General features: G+C 63.2%; 36 protein-coding genes. 3 read left to right on the top strand and 33 right to left on the bottom strand.

Going from position 1 to position 25,474, the window contains the following annotated elements; genetic code table 11:
• Window positions 1-33: 33 nt before the first annotated feature.
• Complete coding sequence (locus KMZ68_RS16535) at window positions 34-543, bottom strand: hypothetical protein (RefSeq protein WP_249779376.1); 510 nt, start codon at window positions 541-543, stop codon at window positions 34-36.
• Between the two features lie 182 nt (window positions 544-725).
• Between KMZ68_RS16535 and KMZ68_RS16540 the strand changes: the two genes are divergently transcribed.
• The gene (locus KMZ68_RS16540) at window positions 726-1,703 is read left to right on the top strand and encodes a Bug family tripartite tricarboxylate transporter substrate binding protein (protein WP_249779377.1); all 978 of its coding nucleotides are present in this window, start codon (window positions 726-728) and stop codon (window positions 1,701-1,703) included.
• A 6-nt stretch (window positions 1,704-1,709) separates the two neighbouring features.
• Complete coding sequence (locus KMZ68_RS16545; protein WP_215612307.1) at window positions 1,710-3,197, top strand: amidase; 1,488 nt, start codon at window positions 1,710-1,712, stop codon at window positions 3,195-3,197.
• A 57-nt stretch (window positions 3,198-3,254) separates the two neighbouring features.
• Here the strand turns inward: KMZ68_RS16545 and rplQ are convergent, their stop codons facing one another.
• The 32 genes from rplQ to KMZ68_RS16705 form a co-directional block, all read right to left on the bottom strand.
• Window positions 3,255-3,671: a 50S ribosomal protein L17 gene (rplQ, locus tag KMZ68_RS16550; RefSeq protein ID WP_215612308.1), complete on the bottom strand. Its 417-nt coding sequence runs from the start codon at window positions 3,669-3,671 to the stop codon at window positions 3,255-3,257.
• A 125-nt stretch (window positions 3,672-3,796) separates the two neighbouring features.
• Window positions 3,797-4,828: a DNA-directed RNA polymerase subunit alpha gene (locus tag KMZ68_RS16555; RefSeq protein WP_215612309.1), complete on the bottom strand. Its 1,032-nt coding sequence runs from the start codon at window positions 4,826-4,828 to the stop codon at window positions 3,797-3,799.
• A 97-nt stretch (window positions 4,829-4,925) separates the two neighbouring features.
• The gene (gene rpsK, locus KMZ68_RS16560; RefSeq protein WP_072823637.1) at window positions 4,926-5,315 is read right to left on the bottom strand and encodes a 30S ribosomal protein S11; all 390 of its coding nucleotides are present in this window, start codon (window positions 5,313-5,315) and stop codon (window positions 4,926-4,928) included.
• Between the two features lie 105 nt (window positions 5,316-5,420).
• The gene (rpsM, locus tag KMZ68_RS16565) at window positions 5,421-5,789 is read right to left on the bottom strand and encodes a 30S ribosomal protein S13 (protein WP_215606226.1); all 369 of its coding nucleotides are present in this window, start codon (window positions 5,787-5,789) and stop codon (window positions 5,421-5,423) included.
• Between the two features lie 188 nt (window positions 5,790-5,977).
• Window positions 5,978-6,868: an adenylate kinase gene (locus KMZ68_RS16570; protein ID WP_215612310.1), complete on the bottom strand. Its 891-nt coding sequence runs from the start codon at window positions 6,866-6,868 to the stop codon at window positions 5,978-5,980.
• Window positions 6,869-6,980: 112 nt separating this feature from the next.
• Window positions 6,981-8,312: a preprotein translocase subunit SecY gene (gene secY / locus KMZ68_RS16575; RefSeq protein WP_215606224.1), complete on the bottom strand. Its 1,332-nt coding sequence runs from the start codon at window positions 8,310-8,312 to the stop codon at window positions 6,981-6,983.
• Between the two features lie 150 nt (window positions 8,313-8,462).
• Window positions 8,463-8,951, bottom strand: coding sequence for a 50S ribosomal protein L15 (gene rplO / locus KMZ68_RS16580; RefSeq protein ID WP_215606223.1), 489 nt, complete (start codon window positions 8,949-8,951; stop codon window positions 8,463-8,465).
• Between the two features lie 21 nt (window positions 8,952-8,972).
• Window positions 8,973-9,167 (bottom strand): 50S ribosomal protein L30, encoded by a 195-nt coding sequence (rpmD, locus tag KMZ68_RS16585; RefSeq protein WP_215612311.1) that lies wholly within the window; start codon window positions 9,165-9,167, stop codon window positions 8,973-8,975.
• 38 nt (window positions 9,168-9,205) lie between these two features.
• Entirely contained in the window at window positions 9,206-9,778 is a 573-nt protein-coding gene (gene rpsE / locus KMZ68_RS16590; RefSeq protein ID WP_029584548.1) for a 30S ribosomal protein S5, read from the bottom strand.
• A gap of 76 nt (window positions 9,779-9,854) precedes the next feature.
• Window positions 9,855-10,217, bottom strand: coding sequence for a 50S ribosomal protein L18 (rplR, locus tag KMZ68_RS16595; protein WP_215606221.1), 363 nt, complete (start codon window positions 10,215-10,217; stop codon window positions 9,855-9,857).
• Between the two features lie 11 nt (window positions 10,218-10,228).
• A complete protein-coding gene (rplF, locus tag KMZ68_RS16600; protein ID WP_215606220.1) occupies window positions 10,229-10,762 on the bottom strand; it encodes a 50S ribosomal protein L6 in 534 nt (177 codons plus the stop codon).
• 13 nt (window positions 10,763-10,775) lie between these two features.
• Window positions 10,776-11,174, bottom strand: coding sequence for a 30S ribosomal protein S8 (rpsH, locus tag KMZ68_RS16605; protein WP_215606219.1), 399 nt, complete (start codon window positions 11,172-11,174; stop codon window positions 10,776-10,778).
• Between the two features lie 12 nt (window positions 11,175-11,186).
• Window positions 11,187-11,492, bottom strand: coding sequence for a 30S ribosomal protein S14 (gene rpsN / locus KMZ68_RS16610; protein ID WP_215612312.1), 306 nt, complete (start codon window positions 11,490-11,492; stop codon window positions 11,187-11,189).
• A gap of 43 nt (window positions 11,493-11,535) precedes the next feature.
• Window positions 11,536-12,093 carry a 50S ribosomal protein L5 gene (rplE, locus tag KMZ68_RS16615; RefSeq protein WP_215612313.1) on the bottom strand — a complete coding sequence of 186 codons (558 nt, stop codon included), beginning with the start codon at window positions 12,091-12,093 and terminating at the stop codon, window positions 11,536-11,538.
• Window positions 12,086-12,400: a 50S ribosomal protein L24 gene (gene rplX, locus KMZ68_RS16620; RefSeq protein WP_215612314.1), complete on the bottom strand. Its 315-nt coding sequence runs from the start codon at window positions 12,398-12,400 to the stop codon at window positions 12,086-12,088. Before rplX ends, rplE begins: the two co-directional genes overlap by 8 nt.
• Window positions 12,400-12,768, bottom strand: a complete 369-nt coding sequence (rplN, locus tag KMZ68_RS16625) for a 50S ribosomal protein L14 (RefSeq protein WP_011473865.1) — start codon at window positions 12,766-12,768, stop codon at window positions 12,400-12,402. Before rplN ends, rplX begins: the two co-directional genes overlap by 1 nt.
• A 78-nt stretch (window positions 12,769-12,846) precedes the next feature.
• Window positions 12,847-13,095: a 30S ribosomal protein S17 gene (gene rpsQ, locus KMZ68_RS16630; RefSeq protein WP_009797129.1), complete on the bottom strand. Its 249-nt coding sequence runs from the start codon at window positions 13,093-13,095 to the stop codon at window positions 12,847-12,849.
• Between the two features lie 9 nt (window positions 13,096-13,104).
• Complete coding sequence (gene rpmC / locus KMZ68_RS16635) at window positions 13,105-13,311, bottom strand: 50S ribosomal protein L29 (RefSeq protein ID WP_079571014.1); 207 nt, start codon at window positions 13,309-13,311, stop codon at window positions 13,105-13,107.
• Window positions 13,312-13,322: 11 nt separating this feature from the next.
• A complete protein-coding gene (gene rplP / locus KMZ68_RS16640; protein ID WP_074276043.1) occupies window positions 13,323-13,736 on the bottom strand; it encodes a 50S ribosomal protein L16 in 414 nt (137 codons plus the stop codon).
• 31 nt (window positions 13,737-13,767) lie between these two features.
• A complete protein-coding gene (gene rpsC / locus KMZ68_RS16645; protein ID WP_215606214.1) occupies window positions 13,768-14,466 on the bottom strand; it encodes a 30S ribosomal protein S3 in 699 nt (232 codons plus the stop codon).
• 18 nt (window positions 14,467-14,484) lie between these two features.
• On the bottom strand, window positions 14,485-14,871 hold the full coding sequence (gene rplV, locus KMZ68_RS16650) for a 50S ribosomal protein L22 (RefSeq protein WP_215612315.1): 387 nt from the start codon (window positions 14,869-14,871) through the stop codon (window positions 14,485-14,487).
• A gap of 10 nt (window positions 14,872-14,881) precedes the next feature.
• Window positions 14,882-15,160: a 30S ribosomal protein S19 gene (gene rpsS / locus KMZ68_RS16655; protein ID WP_027536815.1), complete on the bottom strand. Its 279-nt coding sequence runs from the start codon at window positions 15,158-15,160 to the stop codon at window positions 14,882-14,884.
• A gap of 12 nt (window positions 15,161-15,172) precedes the next feature.
• Entirely contained in the window at window positions 15,173-16,006 is an 834-nt protein-coding gene (gene rplB, locus KMZ68_RS16660; RefSeq protein ID WP_215612316.1) for a 50S ribosomal protein L2, read from the bottom strand.
• A 12-nt stretch (window positions 16,007-16,018) separates the two neighbouring features.
• Complete coding sequence (locus KMZ68_RS16665) at window positions 16,019-16,318, bottom strand: 50S ribosomal protein L23 (RefSeq protein WP_215612317.1); 300 nt, start codon at window positions 16,316-16,318, stop codon at window positions 16,019-16,021.
• Window positions 16,315-16,935 (bottom strand): 50S ribosomal protein L4, encoded by a 621-nt coding sequence (rplD, locus tag KMZ68_RS16670; protein WP_215612318.1) that lies wholly within the window; start codon window positions 16,933-16,935, stop codon window positions 16,315-16,317. Before rplD ends, KMZ68_RS16665 begins: the two co-directional genes overlap by 4 nt.
• Before the next feature lies 1 nt (window position 16,936).
• Window positions 16,937-17,659 carry a 50S ribosomal protein L3 gene (gene rplC / locus KMZ68_RS16675; RefSeq protein WP_215612319.1) on the bottom strand — a complete coding sequence of 241 codons (723 nt, stop codon included), beginning with the start codon at window positions 17,657-17,659 and terminating at the stop codon, window positions 16,937-16,939.
• Between the two features lie 53 nt (window positions 17,660-17,712).
• The gene (rpsJ, locus tag KMZ68_RS16680) at window positions 17,713-18,021 is read right to left on the bottom strand and encodes a 30S ribosomal protein S10 (protein WP_011473876.1); all 309 of its coding nucleotides are present in this window, start codon (window positions 18,019-18,021) and stop codon (window positions 17,713-17,715) included.
• Window positions 18,022-18,109: 88 nt separating this feature from the next.
• Window positions 18,110-19,300: an elongation factor Tu gene (gene tuf / locus KMZ68_RS16685; protein WP_215612320.1), complete on the bottom strand. Its 1,191-nt coding sequence runs from the start codon at window positions 19,298-19,300 to the stop codon at window positions 18,110-18,112.
• Between the two features lie 39 nt (window positions 19,301-19,339).
• On the bottom strand, window positions 19,340-21,412 hold the full coding sequence (gene fusA / locus KMZ68_RS16690) for an elongation factor G (protein WP_215612321.1): 2,073 nt from the start codon (window positions 21,410-21,412) through the stop codon (window positions 19,340-19,342).
• 31 nt (window positions 21,413-21,443) lie between these two features.
• Entirely contained in the window at window positions 21,444-21,914 is a 471-nt protein-coding gene (rpsG, locus tag KMZ68_RS16695) for a 30S ribosomal protein S7 (protein ID WP_215606206.1), read from the bottom strand.
• 15 nt (window positions 21,915-21,929) lie between these two features.
• Window positions 21,930-22,301, bottom strand: coding sequence for a 30S ribosomal protein S12 (gene rpsL, locus KMZ68_RS16700; protein ID WP_029584567.1), 372 nt, complete (start codon window positions 22,299-22,301; stop codon window positions 21,930-21,932).
• A 635-nt stretch (window positions 22,302-22,936) separates the two neighbouring features.
• Window positions 22,937-23,986 carry a GNAT family N-acetyltransferase gene (locus tag KMZ68_RS16705; RefSeq protein WP_371741346.1) on the bottom strand — a complete coding sequence of 350 codons (1,050 nt, stop codon included), beginning with the start codon at window positions 23,984-23,986 and terminating at the stop codon, window positions 22,937-22,939.
• A 249-nt stretch (window positions 23,987-24,235) separates the two neighbouring features.
• On the opposite strand from KMZ68_RS16705, the gene KMZ68_RS16710 reads away from it, so the two are divergent.
• A complete protein-coding gene (locus KMZ68_RS16710; protein ID WP_215612323.1) occupies window positions 24,236-25,447 on the top strand; it encodes an FAD-dependent oxidoreductase in 1,212 nt (403 codons plus the stop codon).
• Window positions 25,448-25,474: the final 27 nt, after the last annotated feature.

Here is a 25,474-nt window from a genome sequence, read left to right on the forward strand (position 1 = left end):
AAATGGTGGACCCGTCAGCCCTTGCGCCGAACCCTATTTCTTGATCTGAGCCGCCGTTTGCAGCGCATTCCAGTTGAATTTCTCGGCGAGCTGCAATGCTTCGTCTTCGGTGACGCCCTCATAGGCAATGCTGAACACGGCGTCTTTGCTGAGCGCCACCATCAGTGCGCCCGACTTGTCCTTGGTGTTGAAGGTCTTCAAGACAGGCATGCCGCGTATGGTGGCCGTGATCATGTGACCTTCGGTGGTCTGCACGTTCACCCCTGTTTGGATCGGCGCCAGCGCGCCTTCAGCCGCCTGCCCGACTACGACAGAGGCATGAACCTGCGCCGTGCCGCGCTCGTAGTCGCGGGTCGCGGTGGTCATGCTGGCATCCGACATTTGCATCGACATGCCCTCCGGCTTTTTGCCCTGCCAGCCTGCTAGATCAACCAGAAGTGGCAGGAAGCGCTGAAAGGGCTGATCGGCCAGCACAGCCGAATGCGGCCAGTGCATGAAAAGGATCAAAAAAGCAGCAGAGATCGCGTGCCGTAGCTTGAACATTGTTCACTCCCACAAATTCTGACTCGCGCCACCATAGCTTTGCCGTCGTGGCGCGGGAAGGGCAACCTCTTGATCGGGAAGTCGGTTCAAGTGATCCTGCGATTGATGACATGTCGGTGCGACTGTCGCCGCAGCCGGGCGCGCATCGCCGATAAACACGGAAGACGGGGATAGTTCTCGACATGATGCGGATGTTTGTGGCGGCCACCATTGTGTCGGCCTGCATGACTGCCAGCGCCTCGATCGCCGTGGCGCAAGGCAGCTACCCCGAAAAGCAGTTGCAGCTGATCGTGCCCTACCCGCCCGGCGGGGCCGCCGACGTCATCGGCCGCATCATTGCCGGCGAACTGGAGGCGCGGCTCGGCAAGCCCGTGATCGTGATGAACCGCCCCGGCGGCGGCACCACCATCGGCGCGCGCGAAGCCGCCAATGCGGCGCCGGACGGCTACACGCTGTTCTTCAGCTCGAATTCCACCTTCACCCTGCAGAATGCGGCGAAGGAAACCGTGCCGTTCGACAGCGCCAAGGACTTCGAGCCGATCGCCCAGGTCGGCACGCTCGCCATGGTGCTGGTGACCCATCGCGACACCCCGATCAAGGATGTGCCGGGGCTGGTGGCCGCCGCCAAGGCCAATCCCGACAAGCTGTCGCTGGCCTCCTTCGGGGTGGCGACCATCTCGCATTTTGCCGGCGAGCTCTTCAAGTCGAGCGCCGGCATCAAGATGGTGCATCTACCCTACAAGGGCAGCGCGCCGGCGATGAACGACCTGATCGGCAAGCATATCGAGTATCATGTGGATACGGTGATCGCGGTCAAGCCTCAGGCCGAAGCCGGCGCGGTTCGCCCGCTCGCCGTGTTCTCCGCCAAACGCTCGGCATTCCTGCCCGACGTTCCGACGCTGGCCGAGCTCGGTTATCCCAAGGTCGACCTCGTCTCCTGGGGCACCGTCGTCGTGCCGAAGGGAACGCCCGCCGCCTTCCGCGACAGACTGGCCGCTGCGCTCGAAGAGGCCATCGCCGACCCGGCGGTCGCCGAGCGCTTCAAGAAGGTCGGGTTCGAGCCGGCTTTCAAACGCTATACGGACTGGCCGGGCTTCATCGCCAAGGAGATCGCCGAAATGAAGGCACTGGCCCAGGCCGCCGGCATCAAGGAAGAATAGCCGGCCATGACCGAGCCGTGCGATCTGCCCGCAACGACCGCGCGGGTCTTGATCGGCGAGCGCAAGCTTTCGCCGGTCGAACTGATGGACAGTTGCATCGCCCGTATCGAGGCGATCGATCACGCCGTCAACGCCATCATCGCGCGCTCGTTCGAGACCGCGCGCGAGACAGCGCAGCAGAGCGAGGCCACAGTCATGCGCGGCGACGAGCTCGGCGCCCTGCACGGATTGCCGCTCGCCGTGAAGGACCTGATCGACGCGAGGGAACTGCCGACGAGCTTCGGCAGCGTGCTGTTCGCCGACACCATCGCCAAGGAGGACGAGGCGATCGTGGCGATGCTGAAGCGCGCCGGCGCGATCGTGCTCGGCAAGACCAACGTCCCCGAATGGGGCGCTGGCGGCAACACCCGCAACGCGCTGCATGGCGCGACCGGCAATCCGTTCGACCCCGACCGCTCTGCCGCCGGCTCCTCCGGCGGATCGGCGGTGGCGCTCGCGACCGGCATGGTGCCACTTGCGACCGGTTCGGACACCGGCGGATCGGTGCGAAACCCGGCCGCGTTCTGCGGCGTGGTCGGTTTTCGGCCCTCCCCCGGCCTGATCGCGAGCAACAGCCGCAACATGGCCTGGCTGCAGATCTCGCAGCTTGGGCCGATGGCGCGAACCGTGTCCGATGCGTGTCTGATGCTGTCCTGCATGCTGGACCGTGACGGGCGCGATCCCTTGTCGGCGATCCTGCATGCCGGCGGCTCGCCCGACGCTGCGACCTATCGCGATCCGCCGCGGATCGATCTGGCCGCCTTGCGCATCGCTGCGACCACTGATTTTGGGTTCGCGCCGACCGAGCGTGCGATTGCCGAGACGTTCAGGAGGAAGCTTGCGAGCTTCGGTTCGGCGTTCCGCGCGGTCGAATGGACGCACCCGGATTGCAGCAACGCCGATGAAGTATTCCGCATCCTGCGCGCCGTCGCCTTCCTCGGACGGCACCGGGAGCTCGCGGAAAAATTCCCGGACAAAATCGGCCCCAATATCCGCGACAACGTCGCCGAGGGGCTCGGCTACTCCGCAGCCGACGTGGCGCGCGCGCTGTCGATGCAGACCGACATGTATCGCCGCTGGCAAGCCTTCTTCGGCGCGCACGATTTCGTGCTGGCACCGGCGGTCACGATCAGCCCGCGGCCGTGGTCGGAGCTTTATCCGGCCGAGATCGACGGCGTGAAGACGAAAAGCTATTTCCACTGGCTAGCGCTGGCCTATGCCGTCACCAACGTGGGGCATCCCGTGGTCGCAATCCCCGCGGGGCGCGACGGCGCCGGACTGCCGTTCGGCATCCAGGTCATCGGCCCCCGCGGCGGCGATCTCGCCACGCTTGCAGTCGCGCGCGAGATCGAGGCGCTGCTCGCCGCCAATCCCGAAACCGCCCGCCCCGTTCCCGACATCGCCTGGCTGCAGCGCCGGCCGCCCGGCAAGCCGGGCTTTAAGGATTTCGACTGAGGCAACAAAAAAGCGATGCCGGATGGCATCGCTTTCTCAATTTCGCTTCAGGAGAACTTACGCCGCTTCGGCGGACTTCTCCTGCACCGGGCCGGAATCGAGGCCCTTGGCATCGACGTCGCGGTCGACGAATTCGATCACGGCCATCGGCGCGTTGTCGCCGTAGCGGAAGCCGGCCTTGATAATGCGGGTGTAGCCGCCCTGGCGGTCCTTGTAGCGGCTGGCCAGCACGTCGAACAACTTCTTGACCTGATCCTGGTCGCGCATCTCCGAGATCGCCTGGCGGCGCATGGCGAGGCCGCCCTTCTTGCCGAGCGTGACCAGCTTCTCGACGATCGGACGCAGTTCCTTCGCCTTCGGCAGCGTGGTGACGATCTGCTCGTGCTTGATCAGCGCCGCGCACATGTTGGCGAACATCGCACGCCGATGCTCGGCGGTGCGGTTGAGCTTCCGGTGAACCTTGCCGTGACGCATGTTGAATTCCTCGATACTTGCTCTGTCGCGACGGCTCGTCGGACAATTTGCTCAGGTGGGCCGCCTGCGTTCGCCCAAAAACGCAATGGCCGCGCTTTCGCCCGGCCACCACGATTACCGTTCAATCAGTAGTGATCCTCGAAGCGCTTGGCCAGCTCGTCGATATTTTCCGGCGGCCAGCCCGGCACTTCCATGCCGAGATGCAGACCCATCTGGGCCAGCACTTCCTTGATCTCGTTCAGCGACTTGCGGCCGAAGTTCGGGGTGCGGAGCATCTCCGCCTCCGACTTCTGCACGAGGTCGCCGATGTAGACGATGTTGTCGTTCTTCAGGCAGTTCGCCGAACGAACCGACAGCTCGAGCTCGTCGACCTTCTTGAGGAACGCCGGGTTGAAGGCGAGATCGGGAATGATCTCCTGCGCCACTTCCTTGCGCGGCTCTTCGAAGTTCACGAACACGTTGAGCTGATCCTGCAGGATGCGCGCGGCATAGGCCACCGCGTCATCGGGCGTGATCGCGCCGTTGGTCTCGATGGTCATGGTCAGCTTGTCGTAGTCGAGGATCTGTCCCTCGCGGGTGTTCTCGACCTTGTAGGAGACCTTGCGCACCGGAGAGAACAGGCTGTCGACCGGGATCAGGCCGATCGGCGCGTCCTCGGGACGGTTGCGCTCGGCGGCGACGTAGCCCTTGCCGGCGGCGACGGTGAATTCCATGCGGATTTCAGCACCCTCGTCCAAGGTGCAGATCTGCAGGTCGGGATTGAGCACCACGACGTCGCCGACGGTCTGGATGTCGCCGGCGGTGACGACGCCCGGACCCTGCTTCTTCACGACCATGCGCTTGGGGCCTTCGCCCTGCATCTTGATCGAGATGTCCTTGATGTTGAGCACGATGTCGGTGACGTCCTCGCGAACGCCCGCTATCGAGGAGAATTCGTGCAGCACGCCGTCGATGTGCACCGACTGCACGGCGGCGCCCTGCAACGAGGACAACAGGATGCGGCGCAGCGCGTTACCGAGGGTCTGACCGAAGCCGCGCTCGAGCGGCTCGGCGACCAGCGTCGCGAAACGGTTCGAGTCGGTGCCCGGGGTCACATGGAGCTTGTTCGGCCGGATAAGTTCTTGCCAATTTTTCTGGATCGTCACTGTGTCACCCATGCCATCTGAAGTACTGGCGTTGGAGATCGCGGATCTGTCCGCGTCATGTACATCGCAAGTTCATCGCAGGCGGCCGTGCCGCCCGCGGTCGTAAAAATCAAACGCGCCGGCGCTTGCGCGGACGGCAGCCGTTGTGCGGGATCGTGGTCACGTCGCGGATCGAGGTGACGGTGAAGCCCGCGGCCTGCAGCGCGCGAAGCGCCGATTCGCGGCCCGAACCCGGACCGGCAACCTCGACCTCCAGCGTGCGCATACCGTGTTCCTGCGCCTTCTTGGAGACGTCTTCCGCCGCGACCTGTGCGGCGTAAGGGGTCGACTTGCGCGAACCCTTGAAGCCCATCGTGCCGGCCGACGACCAGGCAATGGTGTTGCCCTGCGCGTCGGTGATGGTGATGGTCGTGTTGTTGAACGACGAGTTCACGTGCGCAACGCCAGATGCAATGTTCTTGCGCTCACGGCGACGTACGCGGGTGGCATCCTTGCCCATTCCAGAACCTTTCCTACGATCTCAACGCCGCCGTAATGCCAGCGGCTACACCAGAAAAAATGCGAGTAGCGAATAGAAACTATTCGCCACTCCCTATTCGCTCGCTTACTTCTTCTTGCCGGCGATCGACTTGGCCGGACCCTTGCGCGTGCGCGCATTGGTGTGGGTGCGCTGGCCGCGCACCGGCAATCCGCGGCGATGGCGCAGGCCGCGATAGCAGCCGAGATCCATCAGCCGCTTGATGTTCATGCCGGTCTCGCGACGCAGGTCGCCCTCGACCATATAGTCGCGGTCGATCACTTCACGGATCTGCAGCACTTCCTGATCGCTCAGCTGATTGACGCGGCGATCATTCGGGATCTTCACCTTCTCCATGATGTCGGCGGCATTCTTCTGGCCGATGCCATGGATGTACTGGAGCGCGATCAAGACGCGCTTGTTGGTCGGGATATTCACGCCGGCAATACGGGCCACGGACTTCTCTCCTGTCGCCGATCCCTTCGCGGGAATACGGCTGGTGTTTTTCGCTATCTCGGGCAGGTGTCCGCAAACGCGAACACGACGCCCTTCCCCTCGGGTATCTCGGGGCCCGGCATCGTCTGAAAACTATCCGACTGGATACGGGCTTATTAAAGGATTCAACTTCGTTTCGTCAACCGTCTCTATGCTTTAGCTCGCTTTTTCGTGACCTTTTTAGCAGTTTTCCTGGTCTTGCCGGCGGCACGGGTTCGGGAACCCGCAAGCGCCTTCCGGGCCGACTTTTTGGCCCCCTTGGAGGCCTTGCGGGAGCCCTTGGCGGCCTTTTTGGCCGTCTTGGTCCCCCTGGTGGCCTTTTTGGCGGCCGGCTTGGCGGCTTTCTTGGCCGCTTTCCCGGCCGCCTTGGGAGGGCCGGCCTTCTTGGCCACCTTCGCGGTCCGCTTGGCGCCCGCCTTCTTGGCTGCCTTCGCGGCCTTGGCCTCCTCTACCGCCCCGATCGCGGACAGGATTCGGTCGATCTCGCCGGTGACGGCCTCGATGGTCATCATGCCGTCAACCGTCAGCAGCTTGCGCCGCTCAGAGTAATAGTGAATCAGCGGTTCCGTCTGCGAACGGTAGCTCGCCAGCCGATTGGTCAGCACTTCCGGGGTATCGTCGGCCCGGACGTCCTCGCCGCGCGCGCGCATCTCCGCGACCCGGGTTTCGACCCGCTGCAGCAGCGCGCTTTCGTTGACGCGCAGCTCGATCACGGCGTCGAGCTTGATGCGCTTCTTCTTCAGGAGTTCGTCGAGCGCTTCGGCCTGCGGCACCGTGCGCGGAAAGCCGTCGAGAATGAAGCCCTTCGCCGCATCCGGCTGATCCAGCCGGTCGGAAATGATTCCGACCACGATCTCGTCCGGCACCAGGCCGCCGGCGGCCATGATGTGCTGAGCCTTGACGCCGACCGGCGTCTGCGCCGCCACCGCGGCGCGCAGCATTTCGCCGGTGGAAAGTTGCACGATGCCGTAGCGGGCAACCAGCCGCTGGGCCTGCGTTCCCTTGCCAGATCCCGGCGGCCCGAGAAGAATCAGTCTCATCCTTATTCGCCCCCCGGCATGGTGAGCGGTTGACCGCGCACCTCACTACAAATCAAGACCATCGCTACCCCAATGAGCGCCGGCTAGGCATTGCGGCGCATCAATCCGGGTGTCAGCGGCGGCGCCCCCGCAACTTCGACTTCCTGATCAGCCCCTCATACTGGTGGGCGAGCAGATAGCCCTGAACCTGCGCCACCGTATCCATGGTCACGCTGACCACGATCAACAGCGACGTGCCGCCGAAATAGAACGGCACCGAGGCGTAGGAAATCAGAATTTCGGGAATCAAGCAGACGATCGCGAGATAGGCGGCACCGAGCACCGTGATGCGCGACAGCACATAGTCGATGTATTCGGCGGTGCGCTCGCCGGGCCGGATGCCCGGAATGAAGCCGCCATGCTTCTTGAGATTGTCGGCGGTCTCGGTCGGGTTGAATACGATCGCGGTGTAGAAGAACGCGAAGAACACGATCATCGCCAGGTAGAGGAACAGGAACAGCGGACGACCATGGCTCAACTGCGTGTTCAGCCACTGAAACCATTCCGGCCCCTTGCCGGCATTGAAGTTGGCAACCGTGGTCGGCAGCAGCAACAGCGAGGAAGCGAAGATCGGCGGAATCACGCCCGAGGTATTGAGCTTGAGCGGCAGATGCGAGGACTGGCCCTCGAACATCTTGTTGCCGACCTGGCGCTTCGGATACTGGATCAGAAGCCGGCGTTGCGCACGCTCCATGAACACGATGAAGGCGATCACGGCGACCGCCATCACGATGACCACCAGGATCAGGCCGGTGGACAGCGCGCCCTGACGTCCCAATTCCAGCATGCTGGCGAGCGCCGAGGGCAACTCGGCGACGATGCCGGCGAGAATGATCAGCGAGATCCCGTTGCCGATGCCGCGCGAGGTGATCTGCTCGCCGAGCCACATCAGGAACATGGTGCCGCCGGTCAGGGTGACCGAGGTCGAGATCAGAAAGAACAGGCCGGGTTCGGCGACGACATTGCCGGCGCCCTGAAGCCCGATGGCGATGCCGTAGGATTGGAACGCGGCGAGAATCACCGTGAGATAGCGGGTGTACTGGTTCAGCGTCTTGCGGCCGGCCTCGCCTTCCTTCTTCAGCGCCTCGAGCTGCGGCGATACCGTGGTCAGCAGCTGAATGATGATCGAGGCCGAAATATACGGCATGATGTTCAGCGCGAAGATCGCCATGCGGTTGATGCCGCCGCCGGCGAACATGTTGAACATGCCGAGAATGCCGCCGGCCTGCGACTTGAACACCTGGTCCCAGATGTTGGGATCGATGCCGGGCAGCGGAAGGTAGGTGCCGAGCCGATAAACAAGCAGCGCACCCAGTGTGAACCAGATGCGCTTCTTCAGTTCTTCGGCCTTGCCGAGCGCCGAGAAGTTCAGGTTTGCCGCAAGTTGTTCCGCTGCTGAGACCATGTTTGGCTTTCTCCCGCGCCCCTTGCGCCGTGGTCCCTCCGAAGGCGGAACATTGCGCAGGCGCCGGACATTAATTTGGTGCTCGGCCCTCGAAAAATCTACCGTCTCGGCATGCCGGACCGCCCGCTTCCGCGGGCGATGACGCAGATGTTACGCCGCCTCGCCTTCGTCCTTCTTTGCCGGCGCCAGGATTTTCACCGTGCCGCCCGCTTTCTCGACCGCCGCGATGGCGGATTTCGAAGCGCCATGAACCTCGATATTCAGCTTGGCCTTGAGTTCACCGCGGCCGAGCAGCCGCACGCCGTCCTTGGGGCGCCGCACGACCTTGGCCTTGACCAGCGATTCGACGTTGATGGTGTCCTTGGCGTCGATCAGCTTGGCGTCGATCGCCTCCTGGAGTCGGTCGAGGTTGATCTCGGCGAAATCGAGCCGGAAGATGTTGTTGAAGCCGCGCTTCGGCAGGCGCCGGTGCAGCGGCATCTGGCCGCCTTCGAAGCCCTTGATGCGCACGCCCGAACGCGCGGTCTGACCCTTGCCGCCGCGGCCCGAGGTCTTGCCCTTGCCTGAACCGATGCCACGGCCGACGCGCATGCGCTTCTTGCGCGAGCCGGCGTTGTCGGCGATATCGCTGAGCTTCATCGCCCTGTCTCCTTGCCTGTCTTACTTCTCGCCGACGATGCGGACGAGATGTTGAACCTTGGTGATCATGCCGCGAACTTCAGGGGTATCCTGCAGCTCGGCAACCCGGCCGATCTTGTTGAGCTTGAGGCCGATCAGCGTCGAACGCTGCGAGTGATGGCGGCGGATCGCGCTGCCGGTCTGCTCGACCTTGATCGTCTTTGCGGCCTTGGCCATCGTCTTAACTCCGAAAGGCGCGTGATGCGCGCGTGTTGTTATTCGGCGACCGCTTCAGCGTCGCCACCGACACGGCGGGACTGCAGCGTGGACACCTTGATGTTGCGGCGGGCCGCAACCGAACGCGGCGAATCCTGATGCTTCAGCGCGTCGAAGGTGGCGCGAACCATGTTGTAGGGATTCGACGAGCCGATCGACTTCGCCACCACGTCCTGGATGCCGAGGGTTTCGAACACCGCGCGCATCGGACCGCCCGCGATGATGCCGGTACCGGCCGGCGCCGCGCGCAGGTAGACCCGGCCCGCACCGTGACGGCCGGCGATGTCGTGATGCAGCGTGCGGCCCTCGCGCAATGCGACGCGCGTCAGGTTGCGCTTGGCCGACTCCGTCGCCTTGCGGATCGCCTCGGGAACCTCGCGCGCCTTGCCGTGGCCGAATCCGACCCGGCCCTTCTGGTCGCCGATCACGACCAGCGCCGCAAAGCCGAAGCGCTTGCCGCCCTTGACGACCTTCGCCACACGATTGATGTGGACGAGCTTGTCGACGAACTCGCTGTCGCGTTCTTCCCGGCCGCCCCTGTGGCCGCCACCGCGTTCGCGTTCACCTGCCATGGTGTTTTTCCGATCCTTAAAAGACTTGCCTTGAGAGGCTCCCGCCCCTGTCCGTTCGTCCGTTCAATTCCAAACCTTAGAAGCTCAAACCGCTTTCGCGTGCCGCATCCGCAAGCGCCTTGACGCGGCCGTGATAGAGGTAACCGCCGCGGTCGAACACCACTTCGGTGACGCCGTTCTTCACCGCGCGTTCCGCCAGCAGCTTGCCGACGGCCTTCGCCGCGTCGATGTTGGCGCCGGTGTTGCCGGTTTCGCGCATCGCCTTCTCCAGCGAAGACGCCGAGGCCAGCGTCTCGCCCTTCAGGTCGTCGATGACCTGGGCGTAGATGTGCTTCGATGAACGGAACACCGACAGCCGCGGGCGGCCGTTGGCGGTCCGGCGCAACGACAGCCGAACGCGCTTCTTGCGCCGGTCGTTCGTGATCTTGAGTCTCGACATGGCCGGCTCCGTTACTTCTTCTTGCCTTCCTTGCGGAAGATAAATTCGTCGGAATATTTCACGCCCTTGCCCTTGTAGGGCTCCGGCGGGCGATAGCTGCGAATCTCGGCGGCGACCTGGCCGACGCGCTGGGAGTCGTTGCCGGCGACGATGATCTCGGTCGGCTTCGGCACCGTGATCGCGATGCCTTCCGGGATCGCATAGACCACGTCGTGGCTGTAGCCGAGCGCCAGCTGCAGGTTCTTGCCCTGCAGCGCGGCGCGATAACCGACGCCGGTGATCTCGAGCTTCTTCTCGAAGCCCTTGGTGACGCCCTCGACCAGGTTCGCGACCTGGGCGCGCGCGGTGCCGTACAGGGCCTGCGCGCGGTTGGTCTTGAACCTCGGCGCGACCTTGACCGCGCCGTTCTCGAACTTCACTTCGACGTCGTCGTGTACGACGAACTGAAGCTGGCCTTTCGGCCCCTTCATCTTGACGGTCTGCCCTTCGACGTTCGCCGTCACACCGGACGGGATCGTTACAGGCCGCTTGCCAACACGTGACATGGCTGATCCTTCCTCAGAACACCGTGAAGAGAACTTCGCCGCCCACATTCGCGTCGCGCGCGTCGTGGTCAGCCATGATTCCCTTCGGTGTCGATAACACGGAAATGCCGAGACCGTTGTTCACTCGCGGCAGGTTCTTGACCGAGGCGTAAACGCGCCGCCCCGGCTTCGATACCCGCTCGATCTCGCGAATAACCGGCTCGCCGTCGAAATACTTCAGCTCGATCTCGAGCTCGCTGCGGCCGCTGGCATGCTCGACGCTGGCGTAGCCGCGGATGTAACCCTCGGTCTTCAGCACCTCGAGCACGTTGGCGCGCATCTTCGAGCCCGGGGTCGAGACCTTGGGCTTGGCACGCATCTGGGCGTTGCGGATGCGGGTGATGAGATCGCTGATGGGATCGTGCGTTGACATGTCCGATCCTCCTTACCAGCTCGACTTCACGAGCCCGGGAACCAGGCCCTTGGAGCCGAGTTCACGCAGCGCGATGCGGGAAAGCTTGTTCTTACGATAGTTCGAGCGCGGGCGCCCGGTGATTTCGCAGCGGTTGCGGATGCGAGTCGCCGACGAGTTGCGCGGCATCTCGGCGAGTTTCAGCGTCGCCGCGAACCGCTCTTCCATCGGCTTGGTCTTGTCGGCGATGATGGCCTTGAGCTTCGCGCGCCGGGGCGCTGCGTTCTTGGTCATCCGCTTGCGGCGGTTGTTCTTCTCGATCGAACTCTTCTTTGCCATGCTTGGCTCCTGGGTTTCCGCGTTTGAGAGGCTTGTCAGCGTCTCACTGCCGGAACGGGAAATTGAATGCGGTCAACAAGGCACGCGCTTCGTCGTCGGTGCGCGCGGTGGTGCACACCGTGACGTCCATGCCCCATGTTTCCCCCATCTTGTCGAAGTCGATTTCGGGGAAAATGATGTGTTCCTTGATGCCGAGCGAATAGTTGCCGCGGCCGTCGAAGCTCTTCGGGTTGAGGCCGCGGAAGTCGCGCACGCGCGGCAGCGCCACGTTGATCAGGCGGTCGATGAATTCGTACATCTTGGCCTTGCGCAGCGTCACCTTGGCGCCGATCGGCTGGTTCTCGCGCAGCTTGAAGGTCGCGATCGCGACCCGCGAATAGGTCACGACCGGCTTCTGGCCAGCGATCAGCGCGAGGTCGGCCGCAGCGAGCTCGGCCTTCTTGCGGTCGTTGACCGCCTCGCCGACGCCCATGTTGAGCACGACCTTGTCCAGGCGCGGCACCTGCATGACGTTGGCATAGCCGAACTGCTCGGTCAGCTTGCCGCGGATGCTCTTGTCGTATTCCGCGCGCAGGCGCGGGGTGTATGCGGTCTCAGCCATCGATCTCTGCTCCCGAGCTCTTGGCAACGCGTACCTTCTTGCCATCGGCCTGAATCTTGAAACCCACGCGGGTCGGCTTGCCGTCCTTGCCGACGATCGCGATGTTGGACAGGTGGATCGGCGCCTCCTTCGAGATGATGCCGCCCTCCTGCGCCTGGGTCTGCTTCTGGTGACGCTTCACGAGGTTGATCCCGCGGACCAGCGCCTTGTTGTCGTCAGGACGCACCTCGAACACCTCGCCGGTGCGACCCTTGTCGCGGCCGGTCAGCACGATGACCTTGTCACCCTTCCGGATCTTGGCAGCCATCACAGCACCTCCGGCGCAAGCGAAATGATCTTCATGTGGTTCTTGGCGCGCAGTTCGCGCGGCACGGGCCCGAAGATACGGGTGCCGACCGGCTCCGACTGATTGTTGATCAGCACGGCGGCGTTGCGGTCGAAGCGGATGACGGAGCCGTCGGCGCGGCGGATGTCCTTGCGGACCCGCACCACGACGGCCTTCATGACGTCGCCCTTCTTCACCTTGCCGCGCGGAATCGCTTCCTTGATCGACACGACAATAACGTCGCCCACGGTGGCATAGCGGCGCTTGGAGCCCCCAAGCACCTTGATGCACATGACACGGCGTGCGCCTGAATTATCGGCCACGTCGAGGTTGGTCTGCATCTGAATCATTGATGCACCTCGTCCTCTTTCTGATGCGCTTATCAGCGCTTAAAATTTTCCTGAAGTCTTGCGGCTAAGCCGTTGACCTCAGGCCGTTTTCTTCTGTTCGCCCCGGACCACAGTCCAGCGCTTCAACTTCGAGATCGGCTTGCTCTCCTCGATCCACACCATGTCGCCCGGCTTGAACTCGTTGTTCTCGTCGTGCGCGTGATAGTTTTTCGAGCGGCGGATCGTCTTCTTGTAGATCGGGTGGGTGAAGCGGCGATCGACGCGCACCACAACCGTCTTGGCTTGCTTGTCGCTGACGACCACGCCCTGAAGTGTACGTTTCGGCATGTCGGCCCCTTACTTCTTCGCGTCGCGCTTCTGCGCGGCGATGGTCTTGATACGGGCGATGTCGCGGCGGGCTTCACGCAGCCGCGAGGTGTTCTCCAGCTGCCCGGTGGCGCGCTGGAAACGCAGATTGAAGCGCTCCTTCTTCAGATTGAGGACGGCGTCGTCCATCTGATCGGGGCTCATTGCGCGGATATCGGCAGTCTTCATCTCGGCCATGGCCAGCGTCCCTACTCCGCAATGCGCGCGACGAAGCGCGTCTTGATCGGCAACTTGGCGGCGGCGAGCGACAGCGCTTCCTTGGCGGTCTGCACGTTCACGCCGTCGATCTCGAAAATCACGCGGCCGGGCTTGACCCGCGCCACCCACAATTCCGGAGTACCCTTGCCGGAGCCCATGCGGACTTCGGCAGGCTTCTTCGACACCGGCAGGTCCGGGAAGATCCGGATCCAGACGCGGCCGGCGCGCTTCATGTGACGGGTGAGCGCGCGGCGCGCGGCTTCGATCTGGCGGGCGGTGAGGCGCTCTGGCGCCATCGCCTTCAGGCCGAACTGACCGAACGACAACGTCGCGCCCGAAGTCGCAACGCCGTGGATACGGCCCTTATGCGCCTTCCGGAACTTCGTCTTCTTTGGTTGCATCATGGCTTACGCCCTCAAACCTTCTCTGTTTCGCTCAGGCAGCGTCGCGACGCGGCCGCGAAGTGTCGCCTTCGGCCATCTTCTTGTCCTGGGCCATCGGGTCGTGTTCGAGGATTTCACCCTTGAAGATCCAGACCTTGACGCCGCAGGTTCCGAACGTGGTGAACGCGGTCGCCACGCCGTAATCGATGTCGGCGCGCAGCGTGTGCAGCGGCACGCGGCCTTCGCGATACCATTCCATGCGCGCGATTTCGGCGCCGCCGAGACGGCCCGAGCAGTTGATACGAATGCCTTCGGCGCCGAGACGCATCGCCGACTGCACCGCGCGCTTCATGGCGCGGCGGAACGCGACGCGGCGTTCGAGCTGCTGCGCGATCGATTCGGCGACCAGCGTAGCGTCGAGCTCCGGCTTGCGGATTTCGACGATGTTGATGACGACGTCGGAGGCGGTGATGTCGGCAACCCGCTTGCGCAGCTTGTCGATGTCGGCGCCCTTCTTGCCGATCACGACGCCGGGACGCGCCGAGTGGATCGTCACGCGGCACTTCTTGTGCGGACGCTCGATCACGATCCTGGCGACCGCCGCCTGCTTGAGCTCCTTGTGCAGGATCTCGCGGATTTTGACATCCTCGTGCAGCAGCTTGCCGTATTCGTTCTTGCCGGCGAACCAACGGGAATCCCACGTCCGGTTGATGCCGAGACGAAGTCCGATTGGATTGATTTTTTGACCCATCGTTCTCTCCTGCGCTCTTTAAGCGCTAGCCTCGGCCTCGACCTGACGAACGACGATCGTCAGCTGCGAGAACGGTTTGAATACACGGCCCGAGCGGCCACGGCCGCGCGGTGCGAAACGCTTCATCACGATGCCGTTGCCGACATGCGCCTCGGCGACGATCAGATCGTCAACTTCGAGATCGTGGTTGTTCTCGGCGTTGGCGATCGCCGATTCCAGGCACTTCTTGACGTCGACCGCGATCCGCTTGCGCGAGAACTGCAGGTCCGCGAGCGCAGCCGAAGCCTTCCGGCCGCGGATCAGCTGCGCGACCAGGTTAAGCTTCTGCGGGCTCACCCGCAGCATTCGGGCGATCGCCTTGGCCTCGTTGTCCGGGAGGCTCCGTTCGCGCTTAGGTTTGCTCATCGCTCAATCCTCAAGCCTTCTTGGCTTTCTTGTCGCCAGAATGGCCGTGGAAGGTCCGGGTCGGCGAGAACTCGCCGAACTTGTGGCCCACCATTTCCTCGTTGACCGATACCGGCACATGCTTCTGGCCGTTGTAGACGCCGAACACCAGGCCGACGAACTGCGGCAGGATGGTCGAGCGGCGGCTCCAGATCTTGATCACGTCATGACGGCCGGACGCGCGAGCGGCATCTGCTTTCTTGAGCAGAGAGCCTTCGACGAACGGGCCTTTCCAGACTGAACGAACCATGTCCGGCGTTCCTTACTTCTTCCGCTTGTGGCGGCTGATGAGAATGAATCTGTTGGTCGACTTGTTGCTGCGGGTCTTCTTGCCCTTGGTCGGCTTGCCCCACGGGGTCACCGGGTGACGGCCGCCCGAGGTGCGGCCTTCGCCGCCGCCGTGCGGATGGTCGACCGGGTTCATGGAGACGCCGCGGTTATGCGGCTTGCGTCCGAGCCAGCGGTTGCGACCGGCCTTGCCGATCGAGATGTTCATGTGGTCCGGATTCGACACTGCGCCGATGGTGCCGGTGCAGCGGCCGTGAACCAGGCGCTGTTCGCCCGAATTGAGGCGGACGATCACGTAATCATGGTCGCGGCCGACGAGCTGCGCATAGGTGCCGGCCGAACGCGCGATCTGGCCGCCCTTACCGATCTTCAGTTCGACATTGTGCACGATGGTGCCGATCGGCATGTTGCCGAGCGGCATGACGTTGCCCGGCTTCACGTCGACATAACTGCCGGCGATCACGGTGTCGCCGACTGCCAGGCGCTGCGGGGCCAGGATGTAGGACTGGGTGCCGTCGGTGTACTTCAAGAGCGCGATGAAGGCGGTGCGGTTCGGATCGTATTCCAGCCGCTCGACCGTCGCCGGCATGTCGACCTTGGTGCGCTTGAAGTCGACGATGCGATAGGACTGCTTGTGGCCGCCGCCGCGGAAACGCACGACCATGCGGCCGGTGTTGTTGCGGCCGCCCGAGGACTGCTTGCCCTCGGTCAGCGACTTGACCGGCTTGCCCTTGTAGAGCGCCGAACGATCGACCATCACCAGCTGGCGCTGGCCCGGCGTCGTGGGGTTGAATTTTTTCAATGCCATCGTCGTATCGCCTTATAGCCCGGTGGTGACGTCGATGCGGTGGCCCTCTTCGAGGGTCACGATCGCACGCTTCACGTCCGACTGCGAACCGAAGGTGCCGCGGAAGACCTTGGTCTTGCCCTTGCGCACCAGCGTGTTCACGCTCTTGACCTTGACGTCGAACAGCTTCTCGACGGCTTCCTTGATTTGCGGCTTGGTCGCCTTGGCCGCGACCTTGAACACCACCTTGTTGTGCTCGGACGCCATGGTCGCCTTTTCGGTCACGACCGGCGAGACGATGATGTCGTAGTGGCGCGGATCGATATTCTTCATTTGAAGCGCGCCTCCAACGCATCGAGCGCCGCTTTGGTCAGCACCAGCTTCTGACGACGCAGAATGTCATAGACGTTGATGCCCTGGACCGGCAGCACGTCGATGTTCGGAATGTTGCGGGCGGCGATGGCGAAGCCGTCATGAACCTGGGCGCCGTCGATGATCAGCGCATTGGTCAGGCCGAGACCCGAGAAATGCCCGATCAGCGCCTTGGTCTTGGCGGCCTCCAGCGTCGCCGATTCGATCACGATCAGGCCGCCGTCTTTGGCCTTGGCCGACAGCGCATGCTTGAGCGCGAGCGCGCGAACCTTCTTCGGCAGGTCGGTGGCGTGGGAACGAACCACCGGACCGAAGGCACGGCCGCCGCCGCGGAACTGCGGCACGCGGGCCGAGCCGTGACGGGCACCGCCGGTGCCCTTCTGCTTGTACATCTTCTTGCCGGTGCGCCAGACATCGGCGCGGCCCTGGGCCTTGTGGGTGCCGGCCTGCCGCTTGTTGAGCTGCCACTGCACACAGCGCTGGATGATGTCCTTGCGCGGTTCGAGACCGAAGATCTCGTCCGACAGCTGAACCGAACCGGCCGCCTTGCCTTCAAGCGTCGTGACTTTCAATTCCATCTCACACGCCCTCCTGCTCGGCCGGCGCTTCCGCAGCCTGCTCGCCGCCCACGACCTTGAACTTGCCGGGCTTCGGAGCATCCTTCGGCAGCGGCTTCTTCACTGCATCGCGCACCGCGATCCATCCGCCCTTGGAGCCGGGAACGGCGCCCTCGACGAGGATCAGGCCGCGCTCGACGTCGGTCTGCACGACGCGCAGATTGAGCGTAGTGATACGATCGACACCCATGTGACCGGGCATCTTCTTGTTCTTGAAGGTCTTGCCGGGATCCTGGCGTCCGCCGGTCGAACCGATCGAACGATGCGAAACCGAGACACCGTGGGTGGCGCGCAAGCCGCCGAAATTCCAGCGCTTCATGCCGCCGGCAAAACCCTTACCGACCGAAGTGCCGGTGACGTCGACGAACTGGCCGACCACGAAATGGTCTGCCTGAATCTCGGCGCCGACCGGGATCAGCGCGTCCTGCGACACGCGGAACTCGGCGACCTTCCGCTTGGGCTCGACCTTGGAGACCGCGAACTGGCCGCGCTCCGCCTTCGGCAGATAGACCGTCTTGCGGGTGCCCGAGCCGAGCTGCAGCGCGACATAACCGTTCTTATCGGTCGTGCGGTGGCCCAACACCTGGCAATTGCCCAGCTTCAGCACGGTCACAGGGATATGCTCGCCGGTCTCCGTAAAGACCCGCGTCATCCCGACCTTTTGTGCGATCACTCCGGAGCGCATCGGCGTGCTTCCTGTTCTTTCTGTCCGCTAACTTCGGACGGGATCCAAAAACCTTAGAGCTTGATTTCGACGTCGACGCCGGCGGCCAGATCGAGCTTCATCAAAGCATCGACGGTCTGCGGAGTCGGATCGACAATGTCGAGAAGACGCTTGTGCGTGCGCATCTCGAATTGCTCGCGGCTCTTCTTATCGACGTGCGGCGAACGGTTGACGGTGAACTTCTCGATGCGGGTGGGCAGCGGAATGGGTCCGCGAACCTGAGCACCGGTCCGTTTCGCCGTGTTCACGATCTCACGCGTCGACGAATCGAGAATTCGATGGTCGAACGCCTTGAGACGGATGCGGATATTCTGGCCGTTCATTGCCGATGTCTTTCTTTGTCGTAGCGAGTGGTGAGTAGCGAATAGCGAGTGGACTTAAACCATTCGCTATTCGCCATTCCTTATTCGCTTACTCGATGATGCTTGCGACGACGCCGGCACCGACGGTGCGGCCGCCTTCGCGGATCGCGAAGCGCAGGTTCTGTTCCATCGCGATCGGCACGATCAGGTGCACTTCCATCGAAATGTTGTCGCCCGGCATCACCATCTCGGTGCCTTCCGGCAGATGCACGACACCGGTCACGTCGGTGGTGCGGAAGTAGAACTGAGGCCGGTAGTTGGTGAAGAACGGAGTGTGACGGCCGCCCTCCTCCTTGGTGAGGATGTAGGCCGAAGCCTTGAACTTGGTGTGCGGCTTCACCGAACCCGGCTTGCACAGCACCTGACCGCGCTCGACTTCCTCGCGCTTGGTGCCGCGCAGCAGCGCGCCGATGTTGTCGCCGGCCTGGCCCTGGTCGAGCAGCTTGCGGAACATTTCCACGCCGGTGACGATGGTCTTCTGGGTATCGCGCAGACCGACGATCTCGATTTCTTCGCCGACCTTGATGATGCCGCGCTCGACGCGACCGGTCACCACCGTGCCGCGGCCCGAGATCGAGAACACGTCTTCCACCGGCATCAGGAATGGCTGGTCGACCGGACGCTCCGGCTGCGGAATATAGCTGTCGACCGCCGCCATCAGTTCCAGCACGGCGTCGTGACCGAGCTTCTTGTCCTTGTCTTCCAGCGCCGCCAGCGCCGATCCCTTGATGATCGGGATCTTGTCGCCGGGAAAATCGTACTTCGACAGCAGTTCGCGGACTTCCAGCTCAACCAGTTCGAGCAGTTCCGGATCGTCGACCATGTCGCACTTGTTGAGGAACACGACCATCGCGGGAACGCCGACCTGCTTGGCCAGCAGGATGTGCTCGCGGGTCTGCGGCATCGGGCCGTCGGCCGCGGACACCACCAGGATCGCGCCGTCCATCTGCGCCGCACCGGTGATCATGTTCTTGACGTAGTCGGCGTGGCCCGGACAGTCGACGTGGGCGTAATGCCGGTTCTTGGTCTCGTATTCGACGTGTGCGGTCGAGATTGTGATGCCGCGCGCCTTCTCTTCCGGCGCCTTGTCGATCTGGTCGTACGCGGTGAACGTCGCACCGCCGGTTTCCGCCAGCACCTTGGTGATCGCCGCCGTCAGCGACGTCTTGCCGTGGTCGACGTGACCGATGGTGCCGATGTTGCAGTGCGGTTTAGTACGTTCAAACTTTGCTTTGGCCATTTGACTCTCCGTTCAGTCGTTAACTGCCGTCAACGACAATCAGGCAAACTTCTTTTGGACTTCCGCCGACACGTTCGCCGGCGCTTCCGCGTAGTGATCGAACTGCATCGTAAAGGTCGCGCGGCCCTGGCTCATCGAGCGCAGGTTATTCACGTAACCGAACATGTTCATGAGCGGCACCATCGCATTGATGACGTTGGCGTTGCCGCGCATGTCTTGACCCTGGATCTGGCCGCGCCGCGAGTTGAGGTCGCCGATAACCGAGCCGGTGTAGTCTTCCGGGGTCACGACTTCGACCTTCATGATCGGCTCGAGCAGGACCGACTTGCCCTTTTGCAGCGCGTCGCGGAACGCCGCGCGCGACGCGATTTCGAAGGCCAGCGCCGAGGAGTCGACGTCGTGGTAGGCGCCGTCCACCAGCTGGACCTTGACGTCGACCACCGGGAAGCCGGCGACCACGCCCGAGGTCAGCACGCTGTTGAGGCCCTTTTCGACGCCGGGGATGTATTCCTTCGGCACCGCGCCGCCGACGATCTTGGATTCGAATTCGAATCCCTTGCCCGGCTCGTTGGGCTCGACGATGAACTTGACCCGCGCGAACTGGCCGGTACCGCCGGTCTGCTTCTTGTGGGTGTAATCCACTTCCGCACGCTTGGTGACGCGCTCACGGAACGCCACCTGCGGCGCGCCGATGTTGGCGTCGACCTTGTAGGTACGGCGCAGGATGTCGACCTTGATGTCGAGATGGAGTTCGCCCATGCCCTTGAGGATGGTCTGGCCGGATTCCAGGTCGGTCGAAACCCGGAATGACGGATCTTCGGCGGCGAGCTTCGCCAGCGCGACGCCGAGTTTTTCCTGGTCGGCCTTCGACTTCGGCTCGATCGCGATCTCGATGACCGGCTCGGGGAATTCCATCTTTTCCAGAATCACCGGCTTGTTCGAATCGCACAGCGTGTCGCCGGTGCGGGCTTCCTTCAGGCCAGCCAGCGCGACGATGTCGCCGGCGTAGGCCTCCTTGATGTCTTCGCGGTTGTTGGCATGCATCAAGAGCATGCGGCCGATACGCTCCTTGCGGTCGCGCGTCGAGTTGACGACGCCGGTGCCCGAAAGCAGCGTGCCGGAATAGATGCGGCAGAAGGTGATGGTGCCGACGAAGGGGTCGTCCATGATCTTGAACGCGAGCAGCGCCAGCGGCTCCGCGTCGTTCGGCAGGCGAACGACTTCGTTGCCGTCTTCATCGACGCCCTTGATGGCGGGCACGTCGACCGGCGACGGCAGATAATCCACGACCGCGTCGAGCAGCGGCTGGACGCCCTTGTTCTTGAAGGCCGAGCCGCACAGCACCGGGAAGAACGCGCCGGTCAGCACCGCCTTGCGGATCAGCCGCTTCAGCGTCGCCTCGTCGGGCTCCTTGCCGTCGAGATAGGCGGCCAGCGCGTCGTCATCGAGCTCGACGGCGGCTTCCAGCATCTTCTCGCGGTATTCCTTCGCCTTGTCGGCGAGGTCGGCGGGAATATCGATGTCCTTGAAGTTGGCGCCGAGCGCCTCGTCTTCCCAGATCACGCCCTTCATGCGGACCAGATCGACCAGGCCCTTGAAGTTGTTCTCCGCGCCGATCGGCAGCTGGATCGCAATCGGCTTGGCGCCGAGACGGTCGACGATATCGTCGAGGCATTTGTAGAAGTCGGCGCCGGTCTTATCCATCTTGTTGGCGAAGACGATGCGCGGAACCTTGTACTTGTCGCCCTGGCGCCAGACGGTCTCGGTCTGCGGCTCAACGCCCTGGTTCGAATCGAGCACGCATACCGCGCCGTCGAGCACGCGCAGCGAGCGCTCGACTTCAATGGTGAAGTCGACATGGCCGGGGGTGTCGATGATGTTGAGGCGCTTGCCGTTCCAGAACGCGGTGGTGGCGGCCGACGTAATGGTGATGCCGCGCTCCTGCTCCTGCTCCATCCAGTCCATCGTCGCGGCACCTTCGTGCACTTCGCCGATTTTGTGGCTCTTGCCGGTATAATAGAGAATGCGCTCGGTGGTCGTGGTCTTGCCGGCATCGATATGCGCCATGATACCGAAGTTGCGGTAGTTCTCTATGGCATGAACGCGGGGCATGGGGTGTTCCTTAAAATCCGTTGTTTCGCCGTTACCAGCGATAGTGCGAGAAGGCACGGTTGGCTTCCGCCATCCGGTGCACGTCTTCACGCTTCTTGACGGCGTTCCCCCTGCCATTCGACGCGTCGAGCAGCTCGGCCGAGAGCCGCTCCGTCATCGTCTTTTCGTTGCGCTCGCGCGCCGCCGTGATGATCCAGCGAATTCCGAGCGCCTGACGGCGCACCGAACGCACTTCCACCGGCACCTGATAGGTGGCGCCGCCGACGCGGCGCGACCGCACTTCGATGGTCGGCATCACGTTTTCCAGAGCCTGCTCGAAAACCGGCAGCGGTCCCTGCTTGGTCTTGGTCTCGATCATTTCGAGCGCGCCATAGACGATGCTCTCGGCGGCAGACTTCTTGCCGTCATACATGATCGAATTCATGAACTTCGTGATGATGATGTTCCCGAACTTCGGATCCGGGTTCACTTCACGCTTTTCAGCAGAATGGCGACGAGACATCTGGTCTGTTCCCGATTATTTCGGACGCTTCGCGCCGTACTTCGAACGACGCTGCTTACGGTTCTTGACGCCCTGGGTATCGAGGACGCCGCGGAGAATGTGGTAGCGCACGCCGGGCAAATCCTTGACGCGGCCGCCGCGGATCATGACCACCGAGTGCTCCTGAAGGTTATGGCCTTCACCCGGGATGTAGCCGATGACCTCGAAGCCGTTGGTCAGGCGCACCTTGGCGACCTTACGAAGCGCCGAGTTCGGCTTCTTCGGGGTCGTGGTGTAGACGCGCGTGCAAACGCCGCGCTTCTGCGGCGACTGCTGCAGCGCGGGCACCTTCTTGCGCGACTTCTGTACCGTCCGCGGACTTGCGATCAGCTGGTTGATCGTCGGCATGTCAGCCTTCACCCTTTAGTTCGCGCGGAACCATGGTTGGCTCCGCAAATTCATTCGGGACATCCGGTCCCGTCCGGCCGCACGACGCGGAAACAACCGCGCAAAGCGAAATCGCGCCAACTGCTCATTGCTGAGCGGAAAGCGCTTCGACGCCACAGAGGACCGCGGTCGTAACCGATCAGCTCGCGCTGTTCAGTCGGCTACCGAGGTCATGCATCCGAAATTAATCTCAAGAGGACTTGCTCTAGAGAACCAAGATCGTCCTGGCAGTGCCTAGCTATAATCGACAGCGTTTGAGCGGCATTCGTCGAGGTTGGTGCCCGTCCCGTTCCCGAAGGATTGAGTGGGTGATCCGTTCCGACTCTGGCGTCGCTCACCGCCTGTCGTTAAGTGCGCGGGTTTTATCGGCGGTGGATAGCCAAGTCAAGGCGAAACGACAGCGAAAGAAACCCCTCTGCCATCTGCATAATCGACATGCGCGCGCATTTCAACGCGTGCCTGAATCGCTCTTCAGGGGTCCCTGGCACAGCGAATCTATCGCAGTCTTCGGGTCACCCTGCTCCCCGGCCCGACCGCAATCGGCGAGAAATCCGCCGAATCTAGATATTATCCGGGTAATATAGGCGTTCCCGCCCTCAATGGGGCGCGGCCATGGCCGGTTTCTTCGGAGTTCCCGGCGAAAGCCAGTGCCGCAACCGGTCCCGCAGGCTCCGCAGATGCTGATATCCGAGTTGCCGGCCGGCCTCCATTCGGTAGCCGAGCGATTTGCCCGGCCCGATGTCCAGGAGCATATCGACCATCACACGCCGCCCGGCCCACAATTGTCCCATGAAGCTTGCTTCAATGGCGCAGGAATTGATCGCCGTGATATCCGGCCCGGCAAAGAGCTCGTCGGTAATCTTGTCGATCAGCAACGCGCCCGGCGAATACTTGCCGTAATGCGCGTCGAACGCGGTTTTCCATGTATAGGCCGTGGCGCCGCAATACATCAGCACCTGGGCGGAAATAGGCTCGCCATCGACCCGCAGCAGCGCGACCGAAGCGTTGCCCTGCGCCGCCAGGTCCTGAAACATCCGCCGGACGAAGGCGGCGTCGTTGGAATCGGACAGCAGCGCGGTGCCCCGGTCGCCTTTCCAGCTGGCCTTTTCCAGCACCAGAAAGCTTTCGAAGGCTTGCCGCGCGCCATCGAGCGTTCGATCGTTCACGACGTCGACGGTGCCGAGCGCCGACAATCTCTTCCACTCCTGCCGCAGCTTCTTGCGCGTGGAGCCGGATCGCTTGACGCCGAACTCCCGGGTCACGAACGGCCGGGCATCTTCCGAAAGCATCAGGGGCTCGATGGCGCGCCTGGCCAGTTCCCTCGATATCGCGGGATAGCTCGGACACTCCGCGTCCAGCGACGGCAGGCTGAGCACCTTCGGCAGCGACGGGCTTTTCTCGATCGCCGCGAAGAACGCCGCGATCACCTCGTCGACGCAGGCGGGATCGACGACGGGGCTGGAAAGGAAGGCGTAGTTGTAGGGCAGCGCTTCGAGCAGCATGGGCCAGAATGGCACGGGCCGGCGCAATTGCAGCGCCCAGACGCCAACCAGCTTGCGCGCGCCCCCGCCCTCCTCCCAGGCCAGCAACACCTGGATCCTGGCGAAGTTCAGCTCGGCGGCCGCTGTCAACGCGGCGGGGTTCATGAAGACGTTCGAGTTCGCACGCCGGACGAGATCGTCCCATTGCGGGCCGATGCCAGGGTTAGGTGAATCAATCGTTACCGAAATCATCGGACCAATGCTTCGAGGGGCCGCGCGCGGCGCGATCTTGTCCGCCCCTGATTGCTTTTGAGTTAAGTCGGGAACCGGCACCGCGCCTATTCGGGCCTTTTCTTTCAGGCTTTGTTTGCCTTTTGCGGCGCATGGATAGGCCTTCGGATCCGGGGCAGATGCATGCGGTACACGGATGTTGCAATCGTCGGTGGCGGCCTCGCCGGTTCCACGGCCGCGGCGATGCTCGGACGCGCGGGTATCCCGGCGGTCCTGATCGACCCTCACACCGTCTATCCGCCGGAACTGCGCTGCGAAAAACTCGGCGGCGAGCAGCTCGACCTGCTGCGCAAGACCGGTCTTGCGGATGCGACCTTGCGGGCCACCACGCTCGATGGCGAAGTGTGGGAAGCGCGCTTCGGCTACGTCGTCGCCAGCAAGGCCAGCGACCAGCACGGCATCATGTACGACACCCTCGTCAACACCGTGCGCGGGCAGATTCCGCAAGGCGTCGCGACGATTCACGCCAAGGCTTCCAGCATTGCCAACGGCCCGGAGCGGCAGAAACTCGTGTTGTCCAACGGTGAGGAAATCTCGGCGCGGCTGGTGGTGCTCGCGAACGGCCTCAACGTCGGCCTTCGTCATACCCTCGGCATCAGGCGCCGCGTCATCAGCGAATGCCATTCGATCACGCTCGGCTTCGATGTCGAGCCGGTCGGCCGCGCGGCGTTCAGCTTCCCGGCATTGACCTATTGGCCGAAGCGCTCGAGCGCGCGCATGGCCTACCTCTCGCTGTTTCCGATCGGCGGCAAGATGCGCGCCAATTTCATGGTGTACCGCGAGATGACCGACCCGTGGCTGCAGCGGTTCAAGCAGGCGCCGGAAGAAACCATGCGCGCACTTATGCCGCGCCTGCAGCGCATGATGGGCGATTTCAAGGTGAGCGGCCCGGTCAAGATCCGGCCCGCCGATCTGTTCGTCACCGATGGCTACCTTCAGCCGGGAATCGTGCTGGTTGGCGACGCATTCTCGACCTCCTGCCCAGCGGCGGGCACCGGCACCACCAAGGTCTTCACCGACGTTGGGCGTCTGTGCAACGTCTACATCCCGCAATGGCTGGCGACCGACGGCATGGCCGCCGGCAAGATCGCGGAGTTCTACAGCGATCCGGAAAAGACGGCGTGCGAGGCGCGGTGCCTGGCGAAGGCCTACCACCTGCGTTCGCTGTCGATCGACAACGGCCTGTCCTGGCGGGCCAAGCGCTGGGCACGCTTCATCGCACGGTTGTCGCTGGGCAGGTGGCGATCGATCCGCAAGCGGTTTGCGGCCGGATCGACGCCGCGAAGCCTGGCCGCCAAACCGGCGGCGCCTCCGGAACACGGAAGTCTCGCGTAAGACGGCCTGACGTCAATCGATTTTAGC

The sequence above is a fragment of the Bradyrhizobium sediminis genome, from assembly GCF_018736105.1.
In the GTDB taxonomy this organism is placed as follows: domain Bacteria; phylum Pseudomonadota; class Alphaproteobacteria; order Rhizobiales; family Xanthobacteraceae; genus Bradyrhizobium.